20 protein-coding genes are annotated in these 16,668 nt (G+C 34.4%); 16 read left to right on the top strand and 4 right to left on the bottom strand.

Annotated features, from left to right (window positions below):
- Positions 1 to 16: 16 nt before the first annotated feature.
- Entirely contained in the window at positions 17 to 1,423 is a 1,407-nt protein-coding gene (gene pdxR / locus WKS98_RS05100; protein WP_498917473.1) for a MocR-like pyridoxine biosynthesis transcription factor PdxR, read from the bottom strand.
- Between the two features lie 122 nt (positions 1,424 to 1,545).
- Here pdxR and WKS98_RS05095 point away from each other — a divergent pair, with 122 nt between their 5' ends.
- From WKS98_RS05095 to WKS98_RS05070, 6 genes are all read left to right on the top strand, one after another.
- Positions 1,546 to 2,067, top strand: a complete 522-nt coding sequence (locus WKS98_RS05095) for an ECF transporter S component (RefSeq protein ID WP_498917471.1) — start codon at positions 1,546 to 1,548, stop codon at positions 2,065 to 2,067.
- Between the two features lie 261 nt (positions 2,068 to 2,328).
- Positions 2,329 to 4,266, top strand: a complete 1,938-nt coding sequence (gene metG, locus WKS98_RS05090) for a methionine--tRNA ligase (RefSeq protein ID WP_498917469.1) — start codon at positions 2,329 to 2,331, stop codon at positions 4,264 to 4,266.
- Positions 4,266 to 5,054: a TatD family hydrolase gene (locus tag WKS98_RS05085; RefSeq protein ID WP_498917467.1), complete on the top strand. Its 789-nt coding sequence runs from the start codon at positions 4,266 to 4,268 to the stop codon at positions 5,052 to 5,054. The genes metG and WKS98_RS05085 overlap by 1 nt, the downstream gene beginning before the upstream one ends.
- Positions 5,047 to 5,583, top strand: a complete 537-nt coding sequence (rnmV, locus tag WKS98_RS05080) for a ribonuclease M5 (protein WP_498917465.1) — start codon at positions 5,047 to 5,049, stop codon at positions 5,581 to 5,583. The genes WKS98_RS05085 and rnmV overlap by 8 nt, the downstream gene beginning before the upstream one ends.
- Complete coding sequence (gene rsmA / locus WKS98_RS05075) at positions 5,573 to 6,436, top strand: 16S rRNA (adenine(1518)-N(6)/adenine(1519)-N(6))-dimethyltransferase RsmA (RefSeq protein ID WP_498917463.1); 864 nt, start codon at positions 5,573 to 5,575, stop codon at positions 6,434 to 6,436. The genes rnmV and rsmA overlap by 11 nt, the downstream gene beginning before the upstream one ends.
- Positions 6,437 to 6,477: 41 nt before the next feature.
- Positions 6,478 to 6,711, top strand: coding sequence for a glutaredoxin family protein (locus tag WKS98_RS05070; RefSeq protein ID WP_498917461.1), 234 nt, complete (start codon positions 6,478 to 6,480; stop codon positions 6,709 to 6,711).
- 44 nt (positions 6,712 to 6,755) lie between these two features.
- On the opposite strand, the gene WKS98_RS05065 is transcribed toward WKS98_RS05070, so the two are convergent.
- Positions 6,756 to 6,938: a DUF1858 domain-containing protein gene (locus WKS98_RS05065; protein WP_498917460.1), complete on the bottom strand. Its 183-nt coding sequence runs from the start codon at positions 6,936 to 6,938 to the stop codon at positions 6,756 to 6,758.
- A gap of 69 nt (positions 6,939 to 7,007) precedes the next feature.
- On the opposite strand from WKS98_RS05065, the gene WKS98_RS05060 reads away from it, so the two are divergent.
- The 7 genes from WKS98_RS05060 to WKS98_RS05030 all read left to right on the top strand — a co-directional run bounded on the left by WKS98_RS05060 (position 7,008) and on the right by WKS98_RS05030 (position 11,805).
- Positions 7,008 to 7,283, top strand: a complete 276-nt coding sequence (locus WKS98_RS05060; RefSeq protein ID WP_237036693.1) for an iron-sulfur cluster biosynthesis family protein — start codon at positions 7,008 to 7,010, stop codon at positions 7,281 to 7,283.
- Positions 7,284 to 7,411: 128 nt separating this feature from the next.
- The gene (locus tag WKS98_RS05055; RefSeq protein ID WP_237037625.1) at positions 7,412 to 7,639 is read left to right on the top strand and encodes a Veg family protein; all 228 of its coding nucleotides are present in this window, start codon (positions 7,412 to 7,414) and stop codon (positions 7,637 to 7,639) included.
- A gap of 57 nt (positions 7,640 to 7,696) precedes the next feature.
- Positions 7,697 to 8,545: a 4-(cytidine 5'-diphospho)-2-C-methyl-D-erythritol kinase gene (gene ispE, locus WKS98_RS05050; protein ID WP_498917458.1), complete on the top strand. Its 849-nt coding sequence runs from the start codon at positions 7,697 to 7,699 to the stop codon at positions 8,543 to 8,545.
- Positions 8,535 to 9,329 carry a glutamate racemase gene (murI, locus tag WKS98_RS05045; protein ID WP_498917456.1) on the top strand — a complete coding sequence of 265 codons (795 nt, stop codon included), beginning with the start codon at positions 8,535 to 8,537 and terminating at the stop codon, positions 9,327 to 9,329. The genes ispE and murI overlap by 11 nt, the downstream gene beginning before the upstream one ends.
- Positions 9,330 to 9,338: 9 nt before the next feature.
- Complete coding sequence (locus tag WKS98_RS05040; RefSeq protein ID WP_498917454.1) at positions 9,339 to 10,352, top strand: metal ABC transporter substrate-binding protein; 1,014 nt, start codon at positions 9,339 to 9,341, stop codon at positions 10,350 to 10,352.
- The gene (locus WKS98_RS05035; protein WP_498917453.1) at positions 10,352 to 11,008 is read left to right on the top strand and encodes a metal ABC transporter ATP-binding protein; all 657 of its coding nucleotides are present in this window, start codon (positions 10,352 to 10,354) and stop codon (positions 11,006 to 11,008) included. Before WKS98_RS05040 ends, WKS98_RS05035 begins: the two co-directional genes overlap by 1 nt.
- Positions 11,008 to 11,805, top strand: a complete 798-nt coding sequence (locus WKS98_RS05030) for a metal ABC transporter permease (protein WP_498917451.1) — start codon at positions 11,008 to 11,010, stop codon at positions 11,803 to 11,805. The genes WKS98_RS05035 and WKS98_RS05030 overlap by 1 nt, the downstream gene beginning before the upstream one ends.
- Positions 11,806 to 11,878: 73 nt before the next feature.
- Here the strand turns inward: WKS98_RS05030 and WKS98_RS05025 are convergent, their stop codons facing one another.
- Together WKS98_RS05025 and WKS98_RS05020 are read right to left on the bottom strand one after the other, a co-directional pair.
- A complete protein-coding gene (locus WKS98_RS05025) occupies positions 11,879 to 13,063 on the bottom strand; it encodes a coenzyme F420-0:L-glutamate ligase (RefSeq protein WP_498917449.1) in 1,185 nt (394 codons plus the stop codon).
- A gap of 12 nt (positions 13,064 to 13,075) precedes the next feature.
- Complete coding sequence (locus WKS98_RS05020; RefSeq protein WP_498917447.1) at positions 13,076 to 13,642, bottom strand: 5-formyltetrahydrofolate cyclo-ligase; 567 nt, start codon at positions 13,640 to 13,642, stop codon at positions 13,076 to 13,078.
- A 158-nt stretch (positions 13,643 to 13,800) separates the two neighbouring features.
- Here WKS98_RS05020 and ftsE point away from each other — a divergent pair, with 158 nt between their 5' ends.
- The 3 genes from ftsE to WKS98_RS05005 all read left to right on the top strand — a co-directional run.
- A complete protein-coding gene (gene ftsE, locus WKS98_RS05015; RefSeq protein WP_498917445.1) occupies positions 13,801 to 14,484 on the top strand; it encodes a cell division ATP-binding protein FtsE in 684 nt (227 codons plus the stop codon).
- On the top strand, positions 14,471 to 15,370 hold the full coding sequence (gene ftsX, locus WKS98_RS05010) for a permease-like cell division protein FtsX (protein ID WP_498917443.1): 900 nt from the start codon (positions 14,471 to 14,473) through the stop codon (positions 15,368 to 15,370). Before ftsE ends, ftsX begins: the two co-directional genes overlap by 14 nt.
- Before the next feature lie 12 nt (positions 15,371 to 15,382).
- Positions 15,383 to 16,668, top strand: a 1,286-nt coding sequence (locus tag WKS98_RS05005) for a murein hydrolase activator EnvC family protein (protein WP_498917442.1), incomplete at its 3' end; no start/stop codon positions are given.

Genomic DNA, 16,668 nt, shown 5'->3' with positions numbered 1-16,668 from the left:
AGTTATGAAAAATCAATCATTCTGACACAACCTCTTTTTTTGTTGCGGTTTTTATGGAATTTAAAAGTATTTCCATGGCAATTTGAATTTCATCTATTAGTATAACTGAAAAACCCAGTAGCATTGTGGGATTTTTCAATTTTTTATTATAGTAGTAGTCGTCAAGCATATCTATTTTTATTTTATTTTTACTCAAATTCATTTTAAGTTTATCCCTGTCTACGTCTTCATTAATTTCTAAAATCATATGAAGTCCTGAGTCCATTCCATACACCTTTAAATTCATATCGCTTTTTTCGATACATTTTATAATCAGTTCCATCTTCTGTTTGTAGTGGGTTCTAGTTTTATTTAAATGTTTATAGAACTCTCCCTTGGTCATCCACTTTGCAAAGGCCTCCTGGGTGAAGTTTGAAACGGGACATGGATAAATATGTTTTATTTTTTCGTATTCTTCAATCAGTTCTTCCGGCAGTATCATATAGGATATTCTAAGTCCTGGAGAAAATGATTTTGAAAAAGATCCCATATAGATAACTCTCTCGTTAATATCCACCGACTTAAGTGCTGGGATTGGCTTACCACGATATCGAAATTCCGAATCATAGTCATCTTCAATAATAAAACCGTCATGTTCATCTGCCCATTTCAATAACTGCAGTCGCTTTTTCATTGGGTAGATTATACCACTGGGGAATTGATGTGATGGTGTTATGGTTACGAGATTTATTTTTTTATCAATCAGTTCATCTATATTAACTCCGTCTTCATCCAATGAAATGGGAATATATTTGAAATCTGTTTGACCAATATACTTTGCAATTCTTTGGTATCCTGGGTTTTCAAGACCAAACACGGAAGATTTTTTAACAAGATTAAATAGCAGTTGATATAAATAATCTGTTCCAGAAGAGATTATCATTTGGTCTACTGAACATGAGAAGCCTCTGGAAGAAAAAAGATAGTCTCTAATGGTAGTCCTAAGATTTAATGAACCTTCTGGTAGGCTTCGACCAGTAAAGACCGTTTTGTCTTTGGAAACCTCTTTAAAGGCCTGTTCAAAACTACTTACGTCAAACATCTCACTGTCCACGCCGGCGTATGAAAAGTCGTATAAATATTCTTTTTTTGCTACTTGCTCCTGTGGCGAGCTTAAAGTTTTTACTGGCCTAATGGGAAGTTGTAGTTTTTCCACAAAGTGACCGCTTCTCTCCACAGAATAGATATAACCTTCCACCAGTAGCTGTGCATATGCTTTATCCACGGTGTTTTCAGAAATATTTAAATGCTTTGAAAGTTTCTTCTTTGACGGCAACTTGCTTCCAGGTTTTAATGTCTTGTCATAAATTTTTTCAACTATGTATTCATAGAGCTGTTCATATAAAAAGCTGTCGTTGTTAAAATGTATTGTAAATAATTTCATGGCCCCTCCAAGAGCTAATATAACTGACCCCATGAGAAAAGTCAATTCTGCTACTACAAAAGGGTACAAGTTGCTGGTAAGATTTTACTTAGAGAGAAAAATAAACGAAAAGGGTGGTAATGATGAATAGTAAAAAAAGTACAAAAAAATTAGTTTACACAGCATTAATGATAGCGCTTGTAACCGTTGGGACAATGTTTATTAGAGTTCCATCACCAAGGTCTGGAGGCTATTTAAATTTAGGGGATGCATTTATACATTTAAGTTCATTTTTCTTTGGACCATATGTTGGAATACTTGCAGGTGGATTAGGCTCTGCACTGGCAGACATAATAGGAGGTTACTCCCACTATGCAATCTTTTCTTTAATCATAAAGGGCTGTATGGGATTTTTTGTAGGCTATGCACAAAAGAAAGCAAAGGGGCTACATAAGTCAACCATAATTGCAGTTATAGTAGCAGAACTTATTATGGTGCTTGGATACTATTTTACAAATATGTTCTTTGCAAAGACCATCTTTGTAGGTATTGCTTCAATCCCAACTGATTTAATTCAAGGCTCATTTGGAATGGTGTTGTTCTTAATAATGGCAAAGAGTTTATCCATTGCGGGAATTGATAAAATAATAGAAAAAGAAAAATAAACTCTCCTTTTTGTAAATTGCTTGAAAAAACTAATACCATATAGTAAAATTAAAGCAATTGAATAAAAACGTTGAACAGAAGAAACCTTCGATTCAAGATTAGAGAGCCGTCGCTTGGTGAAAGACGGAGGAGATAGAAGGGGAAATGGCCTGGGAGTTTTAAAAAATGAGGACTGGAAACAGTTGAATTAGAGTGGTACCACGAATAACTTCGTCTCTATGTAGATGAAGTTTTTTTATTGTTTATTTTTGGAGGAGAAAATGAGTAAAAAACCATATTATTTAACCACCCCAATATATTATCCAAGTGATAATCTTCATGTTGGGCATACTTACACTACAATTATTGCAGATACTTTAAAGAAGATTAAGAAGATGCAAGGCTATGATGTATTCTTTACAACAGGCACAGACGAACATGGACAAAAGTTACTTGAAAAAGCAACTGAGTCTGGAGTTACTCCACTTGAGTACATTGACCCAATAGTTGAATCTGCAAAAAAACTTTGGGAGAAACTTGGAATAGATTACGATGCGTTCGTTAGATCAAGCTCCAAGGAACATGAAAAAAATGTTCAAGAGATTTTCCAAAAGCTTTATGACAAGGGCGAGATTTATAAATCAGTTTATAAGGGAAATTACTGCGTACCATGCGAAGCCTTTTGGACTGAGGCACAACTTGATGATGGAAAATGTCCTGACTGTGGAAGACCTGTTGAATATCATGAAGAAGAAACTTATTTCTTTAGACTTTCAAAGTACACAGATAGAATTATAAAATTATACGAAGATCATCCTGAGTTCTTAGAACCGGACTCAAGAAGAAAAGAAATGATAAATAATTTCTTGAAGGATGGCTTGGAAGATTTATCCGTAACAAGAACTTCTTTTGATTGGGGAGTTCCAGTTCCATTTGACGACAAGCATGTTATCTATGTGTGGATTGACGCGCTATCATGTTACCTAACAGGAATTGGCTATGGACAGGACGAAGAAAAATTTAATAAGTATTGGCCTGCAGATGTTCACCTTGTAGGTAAGGAGATAGTAAGATTTCACGCCATCATTTGGCCAGCGCTACTAATGGCACTTGACTTAGAATTACCAAAGACAATAATGGCCCATGGATGGATATTATTTGATGATGACAAGATGTCTAAGTCAAAGGGAAATATAGTTTATCCAGAACCAATAATCGACCTTTATGGCAAAGACGCCCTTAAGTACTTTATATTAAGAGAGTTTGTGTTTGGAAACGACGGTAATTACACAAATGAAAAGTTCTTACAAAGAATAAATTCAGACTTAACCAACGACCTAGGAAACCTTGTTTCAAGAACTGTAACCATGGTTGAAAAGTATTTTGGTGGAGAAATACCTGCTCCTAATAAAACAGAAGCAATTGACGAAGAGCTTATTGATGTGGCAAAGCATACAATTGTCGAAGTTGAAAAACATATTGACGACATGGCATTTAGCTCTGCTTTAGAATCAATTTGGAAGCTTATTAGAAGAACGAACAAGTACATTGATGAAACAGAGCCATGGGTACTTGGAAAAAATGAAGACAATGAAAGACTTTCAACTGTACTATATAACTTAATGGAGTCACTAAGAATAGTAAACATTCTAATCAATCCATTTATTACAGACACTGCCCTAAAGATTAAAGAACAAATTGGTCAAGATGAAATTAATTGGGAAGATGCAAGAGAGTTTGGCTTAACAAAGGCGGGAACAAAGGTTAAAAAGACTGAAAATCTATTCCCAAGACTTGATGTACAAAAGGAAGTTCTAAGACTTAGTGAAGAAAATCAAAAGCTTATTGAAAAGAGAAAACAAGAAAAGATGGCAAAAGAAGTTATAAAAGGCAAACCTGAAATAACCATTGATGATTTTGACAAGGTGGAATTAAAGGTTGCAAAGATAATTGATGCAAAGAACCATCCTGATGCAGATAAATTACTTGTATTAAAAGTAAAAATTGGTAATGAGGAAAGACAAATCGTTTCTGGAATCAAAAAATGGTACGAACCAAGTGACTTAATCGGCAAAAAAGTCGTAGTTTGCACTAACTTAAAGCCGGTAAAACTAAGAGGTGTTGAGTCAAAAGGCATGATACTTGCTGCGGCAAATGATGAAGAATTTACAATAGTTTCAACACTTAAAGATATAGATGATGGAGCTGTGATATCATAATGAAGCAGATGATTGACAGCCATGCCCACTTGGACGAAGAGAGATTTGACGAAGACAGAGACGAGCTTATAAAATCTCTAAAGGAAAATGCAATTAGCTATATTATTAATCCAAGTTCTGACATGGAGACAAGTAGAAGAGTTGTGAAACTTTCAAACAGATATGACAATATATTTGCGGCAGTGGGCATTCATCCCCATGATGCAGAAGGGTTCAAGGAAGAGGACTTAGATGAGCTTAGGGAACTTTCAAAGGATGAAAGGGTAGTTGCCATAGGAGAAATCGGCCTGGACTACTACTATGACAATAGCCCTAGAGAAATTCAAAAAGAGGTTTTTAAAAAGCAATTGGAGCTAGCTTACGAGTTAGACCTTCCTGTAATTATTCACACAAGAGATGCCATGGGTGACACCTATGACATATTGAAAGAGTTTGAAGGGCGTGTCAGAGGAGTTATGCACTGCTACACTGGATCCGTTGAAATGGCTGAAAAGTTTATGAAACTTGGATTCTATATTTCAATTGCAGGGCCTGTGACTTTTAAAAACGCTGTTAACGTAAGGGAAATGGCAAAACAGATTCCCCTTGAAAGGCTTTTAATCGAAACCGACTCGCCATACCTTGCGCCTGTTCCAAATAGGGGCAAGAGAAATGACCCTACTAATGTAAGATATGTGGCAGATATGTTAGCAAATTTAAAAGAAATACAAATCGATAAAATAATAGAACATTCTAGAGAGAATACGGTGAAACTATTTTCACTTAAAGGTGTAGAATTTGATGATTAAAGAAGTAATCGTGGTTGAGGGAAAGGATGACGTAGCTGCTGTTAAAAAAGCAGTTGACTGTGAAATTATAACAACTGACGGCCATCACTTTCCCAAAGATCTTTTTAAGAGAATAAGAAAGGCCCAAGAAGAAAAGGGAGTTATAGTGTTGACAGACCCAGACTATGCTGGAGAAAAAATACGAAAGACCATTAACAAGGCGGTTCCTGGAGTTAAAAACGCATACCTTTCAAGGGACCTTTCAATAAAGAACGACGACATTGGAATAGAAAATGCAAAACCGGAAGATATAATCGAGGCACTACAAAACGCAAAGGCGGTTTACGAAAGCCCGCGAGTTGAGTTTTCATTTCAAGATTTAGTTGAATATGGAATTGTGGGGCCGGGCTCAAAAGAGCTTAGAGTATTTTTAGGTAAGGAACTTTCCATAGGGTATGCAAATGGAAAGCAGTTTTTGAAAAGACTTAATAATTACAATATTGAGAGAGAACAATTGGAGGAGAAGATTTTAAAATATCATGGAAAATAGATTGTATCAAAGTTCATACTTAGCTGAAATTTTAAAAAAATTCAACTTTAGCTTCTCTAAGAGTCTTGGTCAAAACTTTTTGATTGATGGAAATATTGTAAAAAATATTGTAGAGAAGTCTGGAATAACAAAGGATGACATAGTCCTTGAAATCGGTCCAGGATTTGGAACGTTAACAGAGGAGCTTGCCCTAAATGTAAAAAAAGTTATCTCCATCGAAAAGGACCATAGACTTATGGAAGTGTTAGACTACACACTTCGAAACTATGACAATGTAAAAATAATCAACGGGGACTTTTTAAAGACCGAATTAGAAAAAATCTTTTTGGAAGAAGCAAAGGGACAAAAACTAAAAGTAGTGGCAAACCTACCATACTATATTACAACTCCCATCCTTGAGAGGATTATTGAAAATAAAAAATACTTCTCGACCATTTCAGTAATGGTACAAGAAGAGGTGGCAAGAAGGGTTGTGGCTTCACCTAACAACAAGGACTACGGTTCATTGACGTTGTATTTAAAATACAATTGCAACTCGGAAATACTTATAAAGGTTCCAAAAACTGTGTTTATGCCTAGTCCAAACGTTGACTCTGCCATACTTTATTTAGAACTTGTGGACAGGGACTTTGATGTGGACGAAGACTATCTATTTAAATTTATTCGATCTGGATTCACCAAAAGAAGAAAAAATATTATGAACTCATTGAGTACAGGCTTTGTAGATGTATCGAAGGCTCAGTTAAAAGAAATACTTTCCAGTTTAGAGCTGTCTGGAAATCTTCGAGCGGAAAATCTTTCATTGGAAGACTATATTAATATTACAAAAAAATACACTGAAATGATTAAATAAAAATGTCATGGGTATAATTAATTTGAAAGGAGTGTATTGAAATGAAAAATGTAGTAGTATATTCAAGCAACACTTGTCCTTACTGTGTTGCGGCAAAAGATTTTTTAAAGAGCAATAATATAGAATTTGATGAAAAAAATATTTCAACAGATACAGATGCTAGAATGGAACTTATGAAAATGGGGCATATGGGCGTTCCAGTAATCGTAGTTGGAGAAGAAGAAGTAGTCGGATTTGACGAACCAAAATTAAAGCAATTATTAGAATTAGAATAGAGATGAGGAGATAATTCTCCCCTCTCTTTATATGTATAGGGAATTTAAGCGTTTAATTCCCTAATTAATTTGTCAATATCCAAGCCGTGAACAAGCGCGGCCTCTTCCAGGGTTTCCTTAAGACTTGAATGGCAGCCTATACATGGCATACCATTTTCAATAAGGATGTTAACCGCATCAGGATAGGACTTAATCAAATCGGTAATGAGAATATCCTTAGTTATCATGATATAACCTCCTAACCATATGATAATACAATTATATTATAAATTCAAACATACATAGGAGGGGATAAGATGAATGTAAATGTAACAGATTCCGCTGTGACATATTTAAATAAAATTCTTGAAAACACAGGTAAGGAATATTTAAGATTCGACATTGGCACAAGCACATGCTGTGACTATGTGTTCACACTTTCACCAAGTGAAAAGACCGATAAGGATTTTGTAATCGAAAGCCAAGGCTTTAACTTTTTAATTCGTGATGAAATAAAAAATGTTTACGAAAATGCAAAAGTAGATTATGTAGCTGAAGGCTTCTCAATGGGGCTTAAAGTAGAATTAAGTTAAGAAGAAAATTAGCAAATTTGACTTTCCTGAAAAAGTGTAGTATACTTATGTAGTATAGTTGACTTAATTTTATGGAAACTTAATGCTATTATTTGATATGCCTAGGAGGGATATTATTGTCTAAGTATATGAGCTTGGAAGTCTTGAAGAATCAAGTGGAGGAAAATATCGGTAAGAAGGTAGTAATCAAAGCCGATAAGGGACGTAATAAGATTATTACAAAAACCGGAGTTATTGAAAATGTGTTTCCCAGTTTATTCACTATTAAAATAACCAATGAGTTTGAGCAAGAAAGAACAATTTCATTTACTTATTCAGATTTGCTCACTTCAACAGTGGAATTACAACTATGCTAATACAAAAACGACTTAAGGTCGTTTTTTTTTGCCGAGTATGGTAATACGGAGTTAACAATGAAGAGAAAATCATATGGAAAAATTAATCTCTCCTTGGAAGTTTTGAATAAGAGAGAAGACGGTTTTCATAATATAGATACAATAATGCAATTTGTAGACGTGTATGATGAAATAGAAATAGAGACTACAAATTCAAATGCAATCGAAATAGTTTGCGACGAAGAAGACTTTCCAAAGGATGAAACAAACCTTATATACAAGGGATGGGATGCATTAAGGGTTTTTTACGATGGAACCCCAGGTATAAGAGTAAAAGTTTTAAAGAATATGCCAATTGCTGCAGGAATGGGAGGAGGAAGCTCCAACTGTGCCTGTGTTATGGAAGCTTTAAATGAAATTTGGAAACTTAATTTTAGCAAAGAAAAACTTCAAGAAATTTCAAAGGATATCGGATCAGATGTCCCATATTTTTTTGAAAATCGGACTTTAAGAGCCACAGGTAGAGGATTTGACTTCTATGATATGATAGTAATAGAGGATATACCAATACTCATTATCAACAATGGATGTAAAGTTTCAACGCCTTATGTCTACTCCAAGGTTGAAATGACAAAGGAAAATAAGATGGATAGACTTGTTGAGGCTTTAAATAGGAGAGAAATAAAAAAAGAATTTTTCTTTAATGACATGACTAAAGTTTCCGTTGGAGTTTGTCCAGAAATCGAAGACATCATAGAAGACATGTACGAATTAGATGCAAAAGTTTCGTTGATGTCTGGATCTGGGTCGACAGTTTTTGGAATATTTGATTCTTATGAAGAATGTAATAACGCATACAATCTGTTAAGGGTTAAATATAGATATGTTTTTAATACAAGGGCGATTAGGAGAGATTATGAAGGATAGAGCTATTGGAATATATGACTCGGGTTATGGAGGACTTACTGTGCTAAAGGAAGTGCTAAAGATTGCTCCAAATGGAAATTATATTTACTTTGGTGACAATAAACGAGTTCCCTATGGCGACAAGACTAAAGAAGAGCTTATTGAAATTTCGAAGGAAGTTGTAAAGTTCTTCGAGGAAAAAAGTGTAAAGGCTATAGTTATAGCTTGTAATACCATATGCGCTCAGGCCCTAAATGAACTTGAAAAAATTACAGACATTCCGCTTATAGGCATTGGATATATGGGAGCCAAGGGCGTTATAAGAGAAACGAAAAATAAAAAAGTTTTGGTCCTTGCAACTAAGAGTACGGTTGAAGCTGGTCTATACAACAAATGTGTAAGTGATTTAGATACTGAAGTAGAAGTAATGGGAATTGGCTGCTCAAAGCTTGTTCCAATTATAGAGTCACGAGAAGATTATGATGAAAAGAGAGAAAAAATTCTTGATGCATTAAGGTCATATAAGCTGGAAGTGGAAAATTTTTCCTATGACACAATAGTTTTAGGATGCACACATTATCCATATGTTAAGAAGGAGATAATTGAAGTTTTTGGTGTGGATAAAAAAATTGTTAATCCTTCCTTTGAACAAGCTAGAGAAGTAATTGAAATTTTTCCTGAAGAGCTAGATAGAACTTCTGGAAGTCTTGAATTTTTCACGACAGGAGATGTGAAAACATTTAAGGAATTTGCCTCTAACTACCTCGATGAATCAAATATAAAAGTACATAAATTTAATTTTTAGGAGGAAAATATGAAGAAGATATTAGCAATATTTTTAAGCGTATTAATGCTTGCTTCCTGTGCTGCTAAGCCAGGAAATACTGAAAATACTAAGGAAGGTTCATCAAATGCAGAAGGGAAAAAAGTTGTTTATACATCTTTTTATCCAATAGAATTTGCAACAAAGGAAATTGTAAAGGACAAGATGGATGTTAAATCTGTTATACCGGCAGGGGTTGAAGTTCACGACTGGGAACCATCTCTAAAGGATATTCAGGAATTAAAAGATTCTAGCCTTGTACTTATTAATGGACTTGAACTTGAATCATGGATAGAAGATGCAAAAAAGGTTGTTGACAATGATAAAATTGTAGACCTTAGTGGTGGAATTGATTTAATAAAAGCAGACGAAGAAGATCACGACCATGATCACGATCACGAAGATGACCACGATCATGATCATGAAGATGATCACGACCATGACCACGAAGAAGGACACGGACATCATCACCATCATCATGGAGAATTTGATCCCCATGTATGGCTTTCACTTAGAAATTTCCAAATCGTTTCAAAAAACATCTGCGAAGCTGTTTCTAAAATAGATCCAGAAAACAAGGAATTCTATGAAGCAAACTTTGAAGAATTAAAAAATAAATTAGATGAACTAGATAAGAAATATGCTGGAGATTTTGAAAACTATAAGGGAAAACATATAATTGTTCCTCACGAAGCCTTTGGATACATGGCAAGGGACTATGGACTTGTTCAAATTCCAATTGAAAACTTGACTTCAGACTCTGAACCAGATTTAAAGACAATTGCAAATATTGTTGACACTGCCAAGAGCGAAGGGATAAAAACAGTTTTCTATGAAGGGGAAGACTCTGGCAAAGTGCCTCAAACCATAGCAAAAGAAATTGGTGGAAAGGCAATGCCAATTCATACACTTGAGTTTATTACAGATGAGCAAGTAAAAAATGGCGAAAATTATTTAACTATGATGGAAGAAAACTTTAAAAACATTTTGGAGTCCTTTAAATAATGAATAAGATTATTGAACTAAAAGATCTCTCTTTTGGATATAAGAGGGATCTTTTATCAAATATAAACCTTCATATAAACGAAGGTGAATTCGTTGGAATAACCGGCGACAATGGAGAGGGGAAGACCACTCTTCTAAAATTAATCCTGGGACAACTTAAACCAAAACGGGGTGAGATTGTGCTTGCAAAAGATAAAGACGGCAAAAAAATCACTGTCGGATACTTGGAGCAAAGACTTGCTGAAAAAAATCTTTCATTTTCAATTACGCCAATGGAGATAATCTCTTTAAATCTATATGATGAAATGGGATTTTTTAAAATTTCAAACAAAAAGGTTAAAAATAAAGTTGAAAATGCACTTTCAATGGTGCAGATGCTAGATAAAAAGGAATATGACTTTAACAATATGTCCGGTGGTGAAAAGCAGAGGATTTTAATAGCAAAAGAACTTGTTTCAAATCCAAAAATTTTAATTTTTGACGAACCAACAGCGGGTATTGATGTGGAAAGTAAAAAAATACTTTTTTCCATATTGCAGCATTTAAACAAGATGCACAAAATAACCATAATCGTGGTTACACACGAAATGGATTTTTGTAGGCCATACTTTTCAAGGGTATTAAGAGTTAAAGATAAAAAGGTGGTGGAGGAATAGTGAGTATATTTAAATACGATTTTATTATGAAGTCCTTCGCAGCAGGAATTTTAATTGCCCTTTCAATTCCCCTTATAGGAACGATTATGGTTTGCAGAAAATCTTCAAACCTTGGAGACGCACTGTCACATAGCGCATTGGCGGGAGTTGCCCTTGGACTGATTATTAGTATAAATCCAGTTGTGGGGTCCATAATATCATGCTTAATAGCGTCGCTTTTCATAGATTTTTTAAGAAAGAAATTTCCGAAAAATGCCGACATGGCAATTGCAATTGTAACAAGTCTTGGTGTTGGCCTTGCGGCGGTGCTTTCAGATTTCACTCCAGGGTCGAAAAACTTAAACTCATTTCTATTTGGTTCAATTGCAGCCATTAGCAATATAGAACTTGGAATAATTGGAGTCATAACATTTTGTGTAATATTTTTCTATTTTAAATACTACACTGGAATCGTGTATATAATATTTGATGAAAAAATTGCAGAGCTTACTGATCTTCCAGTGAGAAGGCTTGACTTTATGATAACAATATTAACGGCACTTTCAATTGGTATGGGTTCAAGAATAGTAGGGGTTTTAACACTTTCATCCCTTATGATACTTCCCGTTGCAGGAGCCATAAAGCTTTCAAATTCATTTAAGAACACAGTATTACTTTCAGTAGTGCTTGGAGTATTATATGTGATACTTGGACTTTTAACTTCATTTTATTTGAGCTTAAAGCCCGGAGGAAGTATTGCCATAATAGGTGTTATTGCACTACTTTTAATATTGACAATAAAAAAAGATAAAAATTAAGAATGCTTTATGGGGTATTCTTTATGCAAATAAAAAACTGCCAAAGATTTCTTTGGCAGTAATTTTTTTGCTTTTAATTTGAAGCTAGGTTGTCGAAGTAGCCTTGAATTAAAACTACAGGAGTACCTTTATCTCCAGAACCTGAAACAAGGTCTGATAGGGAACCTAAAAGGTCAGTCAACTGTCTTGGTGTAGTACCAAGTGATGCGTTAGAACCAACTAAGTTAGATTCCTTATGGGAAATTTTATCCTTTATAGCATCAAGTGCTTCTTGTCCCTTCATATCTTTTAAATCTGTATCTGCAATATACTTTATTTTTAATTCGTTAGGAGTTCCTTCAAGTCCCTTTGTGTATCCTGGAGATACTACTGGGTCTGCAAGTTCCCAAATCTTTCCAATAGGATCTTTAAATGCACCGTCACCGTAAATCATAACTTGCATATTAACTCCATATTTTTCGTTAATGTCCTTTTGTAACTTTTCAACAAACTCTTGAGAGTCTCTTGGGAATAGTTTAATTGAACTTTCAGTTGAAAGGTTTGAACCGTAAACTCCATAAAGTTCGTTGTAACCACTTCCATCAACTGGTTTATCTAAAATATTATCTAAGCTTAAAACATTTTTAACTCCAAGTTTCTTGAAAGTTTCTTTATAGTACACTCTGTCATGAATATTACAAATCAACAATTCATCTGAAAGTTTTGCAATCTCTTCAGGATTGTTAGTGAAGTAAACTTCAATATCTTCGTTTTCTCTATAGCTCTTATATAGTTTTACATAGTCTATTCCAGTAAAGATGTGACGATTATCTTCTCCAACTAATTCTCTATACTCTTTTTCGTTAAGGATATCATTGTAGATGTTTATGTCCTTGCCGATTAAAAGAGATTTATCAAATAATGCATTACCAACTTCATCAGAAGGAAAATTGAAAAACACTTTAATCTTCTTATCAGTTTGAGCAATAGCATTCATTATAGTAGAGAATCTGTTTCTACTAGTAATAGGGAATACTACTCCTATTTCTTTTTCAAATTTTCTATCAAGGTCTTTTTTCAACTGCTCAATAGTAGCATAATTTCCTTGAGATCTTGCTAGGATGGATTCAGTTACTGCTAAAACATCCATATCTCTGAACTCAATATTATCTTCTTTGTGAACCTTGTCTAGAGTTTCTACTAAAATATCATGTAGATTGTCTCCGCTTTTTATTATTGGAGTTCTTAAACCTCTTGCTACAACACCTAAATTTCTCATTTTGCCTCCTGCTTATTTTATAATTTGCGTTTCTGTGATGATCATATCAACTGGGATATCAAAACTTTCTGTTGGCAAGCTGTCTACAATTTGGAAATCATAGGCAAGCGCAACAATAAATGGCATTTTTTTCAAACTGGAATAAAAGCGGTCATAGTACCCTCCACCATATCCAATTCTCTCCATTTTTCTTGTGAAAGCCACCCCCGGTGAAATGACACAATCTATAATACCACTATTTACTGGTTTTCGTAAAATTTTTTTTGGTTCCAATATACCATAGTGACCTCTCTCAAGGTCTTCGGCAATATCGTGAATCTGACAAAGGCACATTTGCCTTGAATCTATATCCACATAGGGAACATATAAATTTTTGCCACTGTCTAAAATCGTAGAAAGAATTTTACCATTATCAATCTCAGAACCAAAGCTTACATAGCAAAAAATATTGTCGTACTTTTCAATAAAGCCCTGATCCAAAAATCTATTTATGATTATTTCGTCCTTTGACTGTTTAACACCGAAATCCAAATCATCTCTTTCGGCGATTATTTTTTTTCTTATGGCCTTTTTATCCATACTACCACCTCATGATAATTATACCCTTAACACATAGTAAAATAAACAAATTATTAAAAAAATGTAAGAATTTTTTAAAAAAATCTAATTTTTTGTAACCATTTTGTAACTAATATGATTTCCTGTGGTATAATAGATAAGAGATAAGAGGTGATGCTTTGATAAAGCTAAAAGATATTAGTAAAGTGTATAAGAAAAATATTGTCGCGTTAGACGATATAAATCTTCAAATAGATCAAGGAGAGTTCGTTTTTGTAATCGGAGAAAGTGGTGCAGGTAAGTCTACTCTTTTAAAGCTTATGTTAAAAGAAGAGAATCCGACCAAGGGACATATATTTATGTTCGGTGAAGATGTTACAAAGATTAGAGCAAGACGGATTCCAATGCTTAGAAAACAAATAGGAGTTGTTTTTCAAGACTTTAGACTTCTAGAAAACAAAACGGTATATGGCAACTTACAATACGCCATGGAGATACTTGGTTACTCTAGAAAGCATATTAAAACAAAAATTCCAGAACTACTGGAAGTTGTAAACCTAAGTGGAAGAGAAAAAGCATATCCCCATGAACTATCTGGTGGAGAACAACAAAGAGTTTCTATTGCAAGGGCGCTCATAGTTGATCCAAAACTTCTTATCGCAGATGAGCCGACTGGAAACCTTGACCCCATAACATCTTGGGAAATAGTTAATGCACTAGAAGCCATAAACGAAAAGGGAACTACAGTTATTATGATTACCCACGAAAAGGATATGGTGGATAAACTTAAAAAGAGAGTTATACATTTGAAAAATGGGAAAATAGTAAGAGATGAGATAGGTGGTAAATATGAAGAAGATTAGAGTATTTTTTGCCACACTAAAAGAAGGAATAAAGAGTTTATGGAGTCACAGAGCCATGGGCTTTGCATCAATAGTTTCTATTATGCTTGCGCTTTCCATACTTGGAACAATACTTATCTCAGCACTTACACTTAATCAATACGTAGTAGATTTAAAGGGAAAAGTAGATCAAGTAATACTTTATTTAAAACCAGAAGCCGAAGAAGCTCAAATTGAAGAGATACAAAAAAGCCTGGAAGAAAATAAACTTATAACAAATGTGAAGTTTAAATCAAGTAAAGATGCACTTGAAGAATATAAAAAGACGATTGGCGAATCTGACAGCTACATACTGGAAGGACTTGAAAAGGCGCTGCCTCCTTCATTCGTAGTTTCACTGAAAGAGCTTGACGATGCAGATGCATTCGCAAAGGAAGCCAATGGCATGGAAGATATTGTAAAGGTGGAATACTACAAGGACACTGTGGACAGAGTTATGAGGATTTCTAAGTACGTTCACATAGGTGGAGCAGTAGGTGTAGGAGCATTAGTAATAATATCAATATTTATAATATCAAACACCATAAAGTTAACGGTATATGCTAGAAAGAATGAAATAGAGATAAAAAAATATATTGGAGCTACAAATAGAGTAATTACAGGACCATTTATAGTTGAAGGATTAGTCTTTGGGCTAATAGGGTCGATTCTTGCATTTGTGGCAATCTACTTTGGATATGGATATATATTTAGTAGGTTTTCCGATTCCGTCCAGAGAACTTTAGCAGGATATTTAATTCCGATGGAGTTTTTGAAACTAGATATTTTAGTTATATTTTTGACTTTAGGCGGAGGAATTGGTACAATAGGTTCATTAATATCTATTAGACGATATTTAAAGGTTTAGGGAGGATAAAAATTGGAGAGTAAACATTGTAAAAAGTTATTGACCTTAACGCTTGCAGTGTCAATGACAGTATCATCTTGTTTTGCACTTTCAAGCAAGTCATTTGCACAGTCAATCAACGAGATGGAATCAAAAAAGAATAGAGCTATCCAATCAGTTGACGATTTAAGAAACAACATCAATTCACTGGAATCTGAAAAGAATCAGTTAACAGAAGAAGTTGTTGATTTAGATGCGAAAATCGCAGAACTGGAAAAACAAATCGCAGAATTAGAAGCGCAAATTTCAGAACTTGAAAATGATATAGAAAAAACTGAAAAGGAAATAGAAGAACTTGCAAATAAGATTTCAAAAAATCAAAAGGAGTTCGAAGAAAGAGTTTCAGTTATGTATATGAACAGCCAAGTTGGCTACCTTGATATAATCTTCTCATCAAAAGATGTGGACGACTTATTATCAAAGGCTTCAACAATGAAGTTCATAACGCAATATGACAAAGACGTAATCAACGATCTTAAAGACAACAAATTACTTATCGATGCTAAAAAAGATGAACTAAATGGGAAAAAGACTGCCCTTGAAGTTACAAAGGCATCACTTAATGATAAAAATGCTGAGCTTTATGAATCAAAGGCACAAAAGCTAGCTCTTATAACTGAAAAGTCAGGACAACAAGAAGAAAATCTTGAAGAGATAGCAAAACTTGAAGGAGAAATACAAGAATTAGAAAATAGTATTTCAAAAGAAAAACAAGCTATTGCTGAAAGAGAGAGAAGAGCAAGAGAAGAAGCTATAAGAAAAGCAAACGAAGCAAGAGCTAAAAAAACACAATACTCTAGCAGAAGTTCAGTTTCTTCAACAGCATATCAAAAATCTGCAACAACATACCAAAACTCCTACACAGGAAACTTAGGATCAGGTATGTTAGGATGGCCAGTTCCAGGATCAAGAAGAATTTCCAGTGGATATGGATATAGATCAATTTCAATCCACTCAGGATTCCATACAGGAATAGATATTCCAAGTCCAATGGGAACACCAGCTGTGGCAGCAGAAGCAGGAACTGTAATCTTTGCAGGCTATAGCGGAAGCTACGGAAACTTAATGAAGGTACAACATGCAAATGGTATCGTAACATACTACGCACACCTTTCAGGATTCGTTGCACCAGTAGGAAGTTCAGTATCAAAAGGACAGACAATTGCACTTATAGGTTCAACAGGAAACTCAACAGGACCACACTTACACTTTGAAGTAAGAATAAATGGTGCACATACAAACCCATTAAACTATGTAAG

It is taken from the genome of Lagierella sp. ICN-221743, assembly GCF_037890055.1.
Taxonomy (GTDB): Bacteria; Bacillota; Clostridia; order Tissierellales; family Peptoniphilaceae; genus Mediannikoviicoccus.
Note: the sequence above shows the minus strand (reverse complement) of the source record. Positions and strands in the feature narration are given on the sequence as shown.

What these genes read in the sequence shown, in the direction of transcription:
- WKS98_RS05085 (WP_498917467.1), top strand. Translation starts at nt 4,266, where the DNA reads ATGAAGCAGATGATTGACAGCCATGCCCACTTGGACGAAGAGAGATTT.
- ftsX (WP_498917443.1), top strand. Translation starts at nt 14,471, where the DNA reads ATGAAGAAGATTAGAGTATTTTTTGCCACACTAAAAGAAGGAATAAAG.
- rsmA (WP_498917463.1), top strand. Translation starts at nt 5,573, where the DNA reads ATGGAAAATAGATTGTATCAAAGTTCATACTTAGCTGAAATTTTAAAA.
- rnmV (WP_498917465.1), top strand. Translation starts at nt 5,047, where the DNA reads ATGATTAAAGAAGTAATCGTGGTTGAGGGAAAGGATGACGTAGCTGCT.
- murI (WP_498917456.1), top strand. Translation starts at nt 8,535, where the DNA reads ATGAAGGATAGAGCTATTGGAATATATGACTCGGGTTATGGAGGACTT.
- WKS98_RS05095 (WP_498917471.1), top strand. Translation starts at nt 1,546, where the DNA reads ATGAATAGTAAAAAAAGTACAAAAAAATTAGTTTACACAGCATTAATG.
- WKS98_RS05035 (WP_498917453.1), top strand. Translation starts at nt 10,352, where the DNA reads ATGAATAAGATTATTGAACTAAAAGATCTCTCTTTTGGATATAAGAGG.
- WKS98_RS05065 (WP_498917460.1), bottom strand. Translation starts at nt 6,938, where the DNA reads ATGATAACTAAGGATATTCTCATTACCGATTTGATTAAGTCCTATCCT.
- WKS98_RS05025 (WP_498917449.1), bottom strand. Translation starts at nt 13,063, where the DNA reads ATGAGAAATTTAGGTGTTGTAGCAAGAGGTTTAAGAACTCCAATAATA.
- pdxR (WP_498917473.1), bottom strand. Translation starts at nt 1,423, where the DNA reads ATGAAATTATTTACAATACATTTTAACAACGACAGCTTTTTATATGAA.
- ispE (WP_498917458.1), top strand. Translation starts at nt 7,697, where the DNA reads ATGAAGAGAAAATCATATGGAAAAATTAATCTCTCCTTGGAAGTTTTG.
- WKS98_RS05020 (WP_498917447.1), bottom strand. Translation starts at nt 13,642, where the DNA reads ATGGATAAAAAGGCCATAAGAAAAAAAATAATCGCCGAAAGAGATGAT.
- WKS98_RS05070 (WP_498917461.1), top strand. Translation starts at nt 6,478, where the DNA reads ATGAAAAATGTAGTAGTATATTCAAGCAACACTTGTCCTTACTGTGTT.
- WKS98_RS05055 (WP_237037625.1), top strand. Translation starts at nt 7,412, where the DNA reads ATGAGCTTGGAAGTCTTGAAGAATCAAGTGGAGGAAAATATCGGTAAG.
- metG (WP_498917469.1), top strand. Translation starts at nt 2,329, where the DNA reads ATGAGTAAAAAACCATATTATTTAACCACCCCAATATATTATCCAAGT.
- WKS98_RS05060 (WP_237036693.1), top strand. Translation starts at nt 7,008, where the DNA reads ATGAATGTAAATGTAACAGATTCCGCTGTGACATATTTAAATAAAATT.
- WKS98_RS05040 (WP_498917454.1), top strand. Translation starts at nt 9,339, where the DNA reads ATGAAGAAGATATTAGCAATATTTTTAAGCGTATTAATGCTTGCTTCC.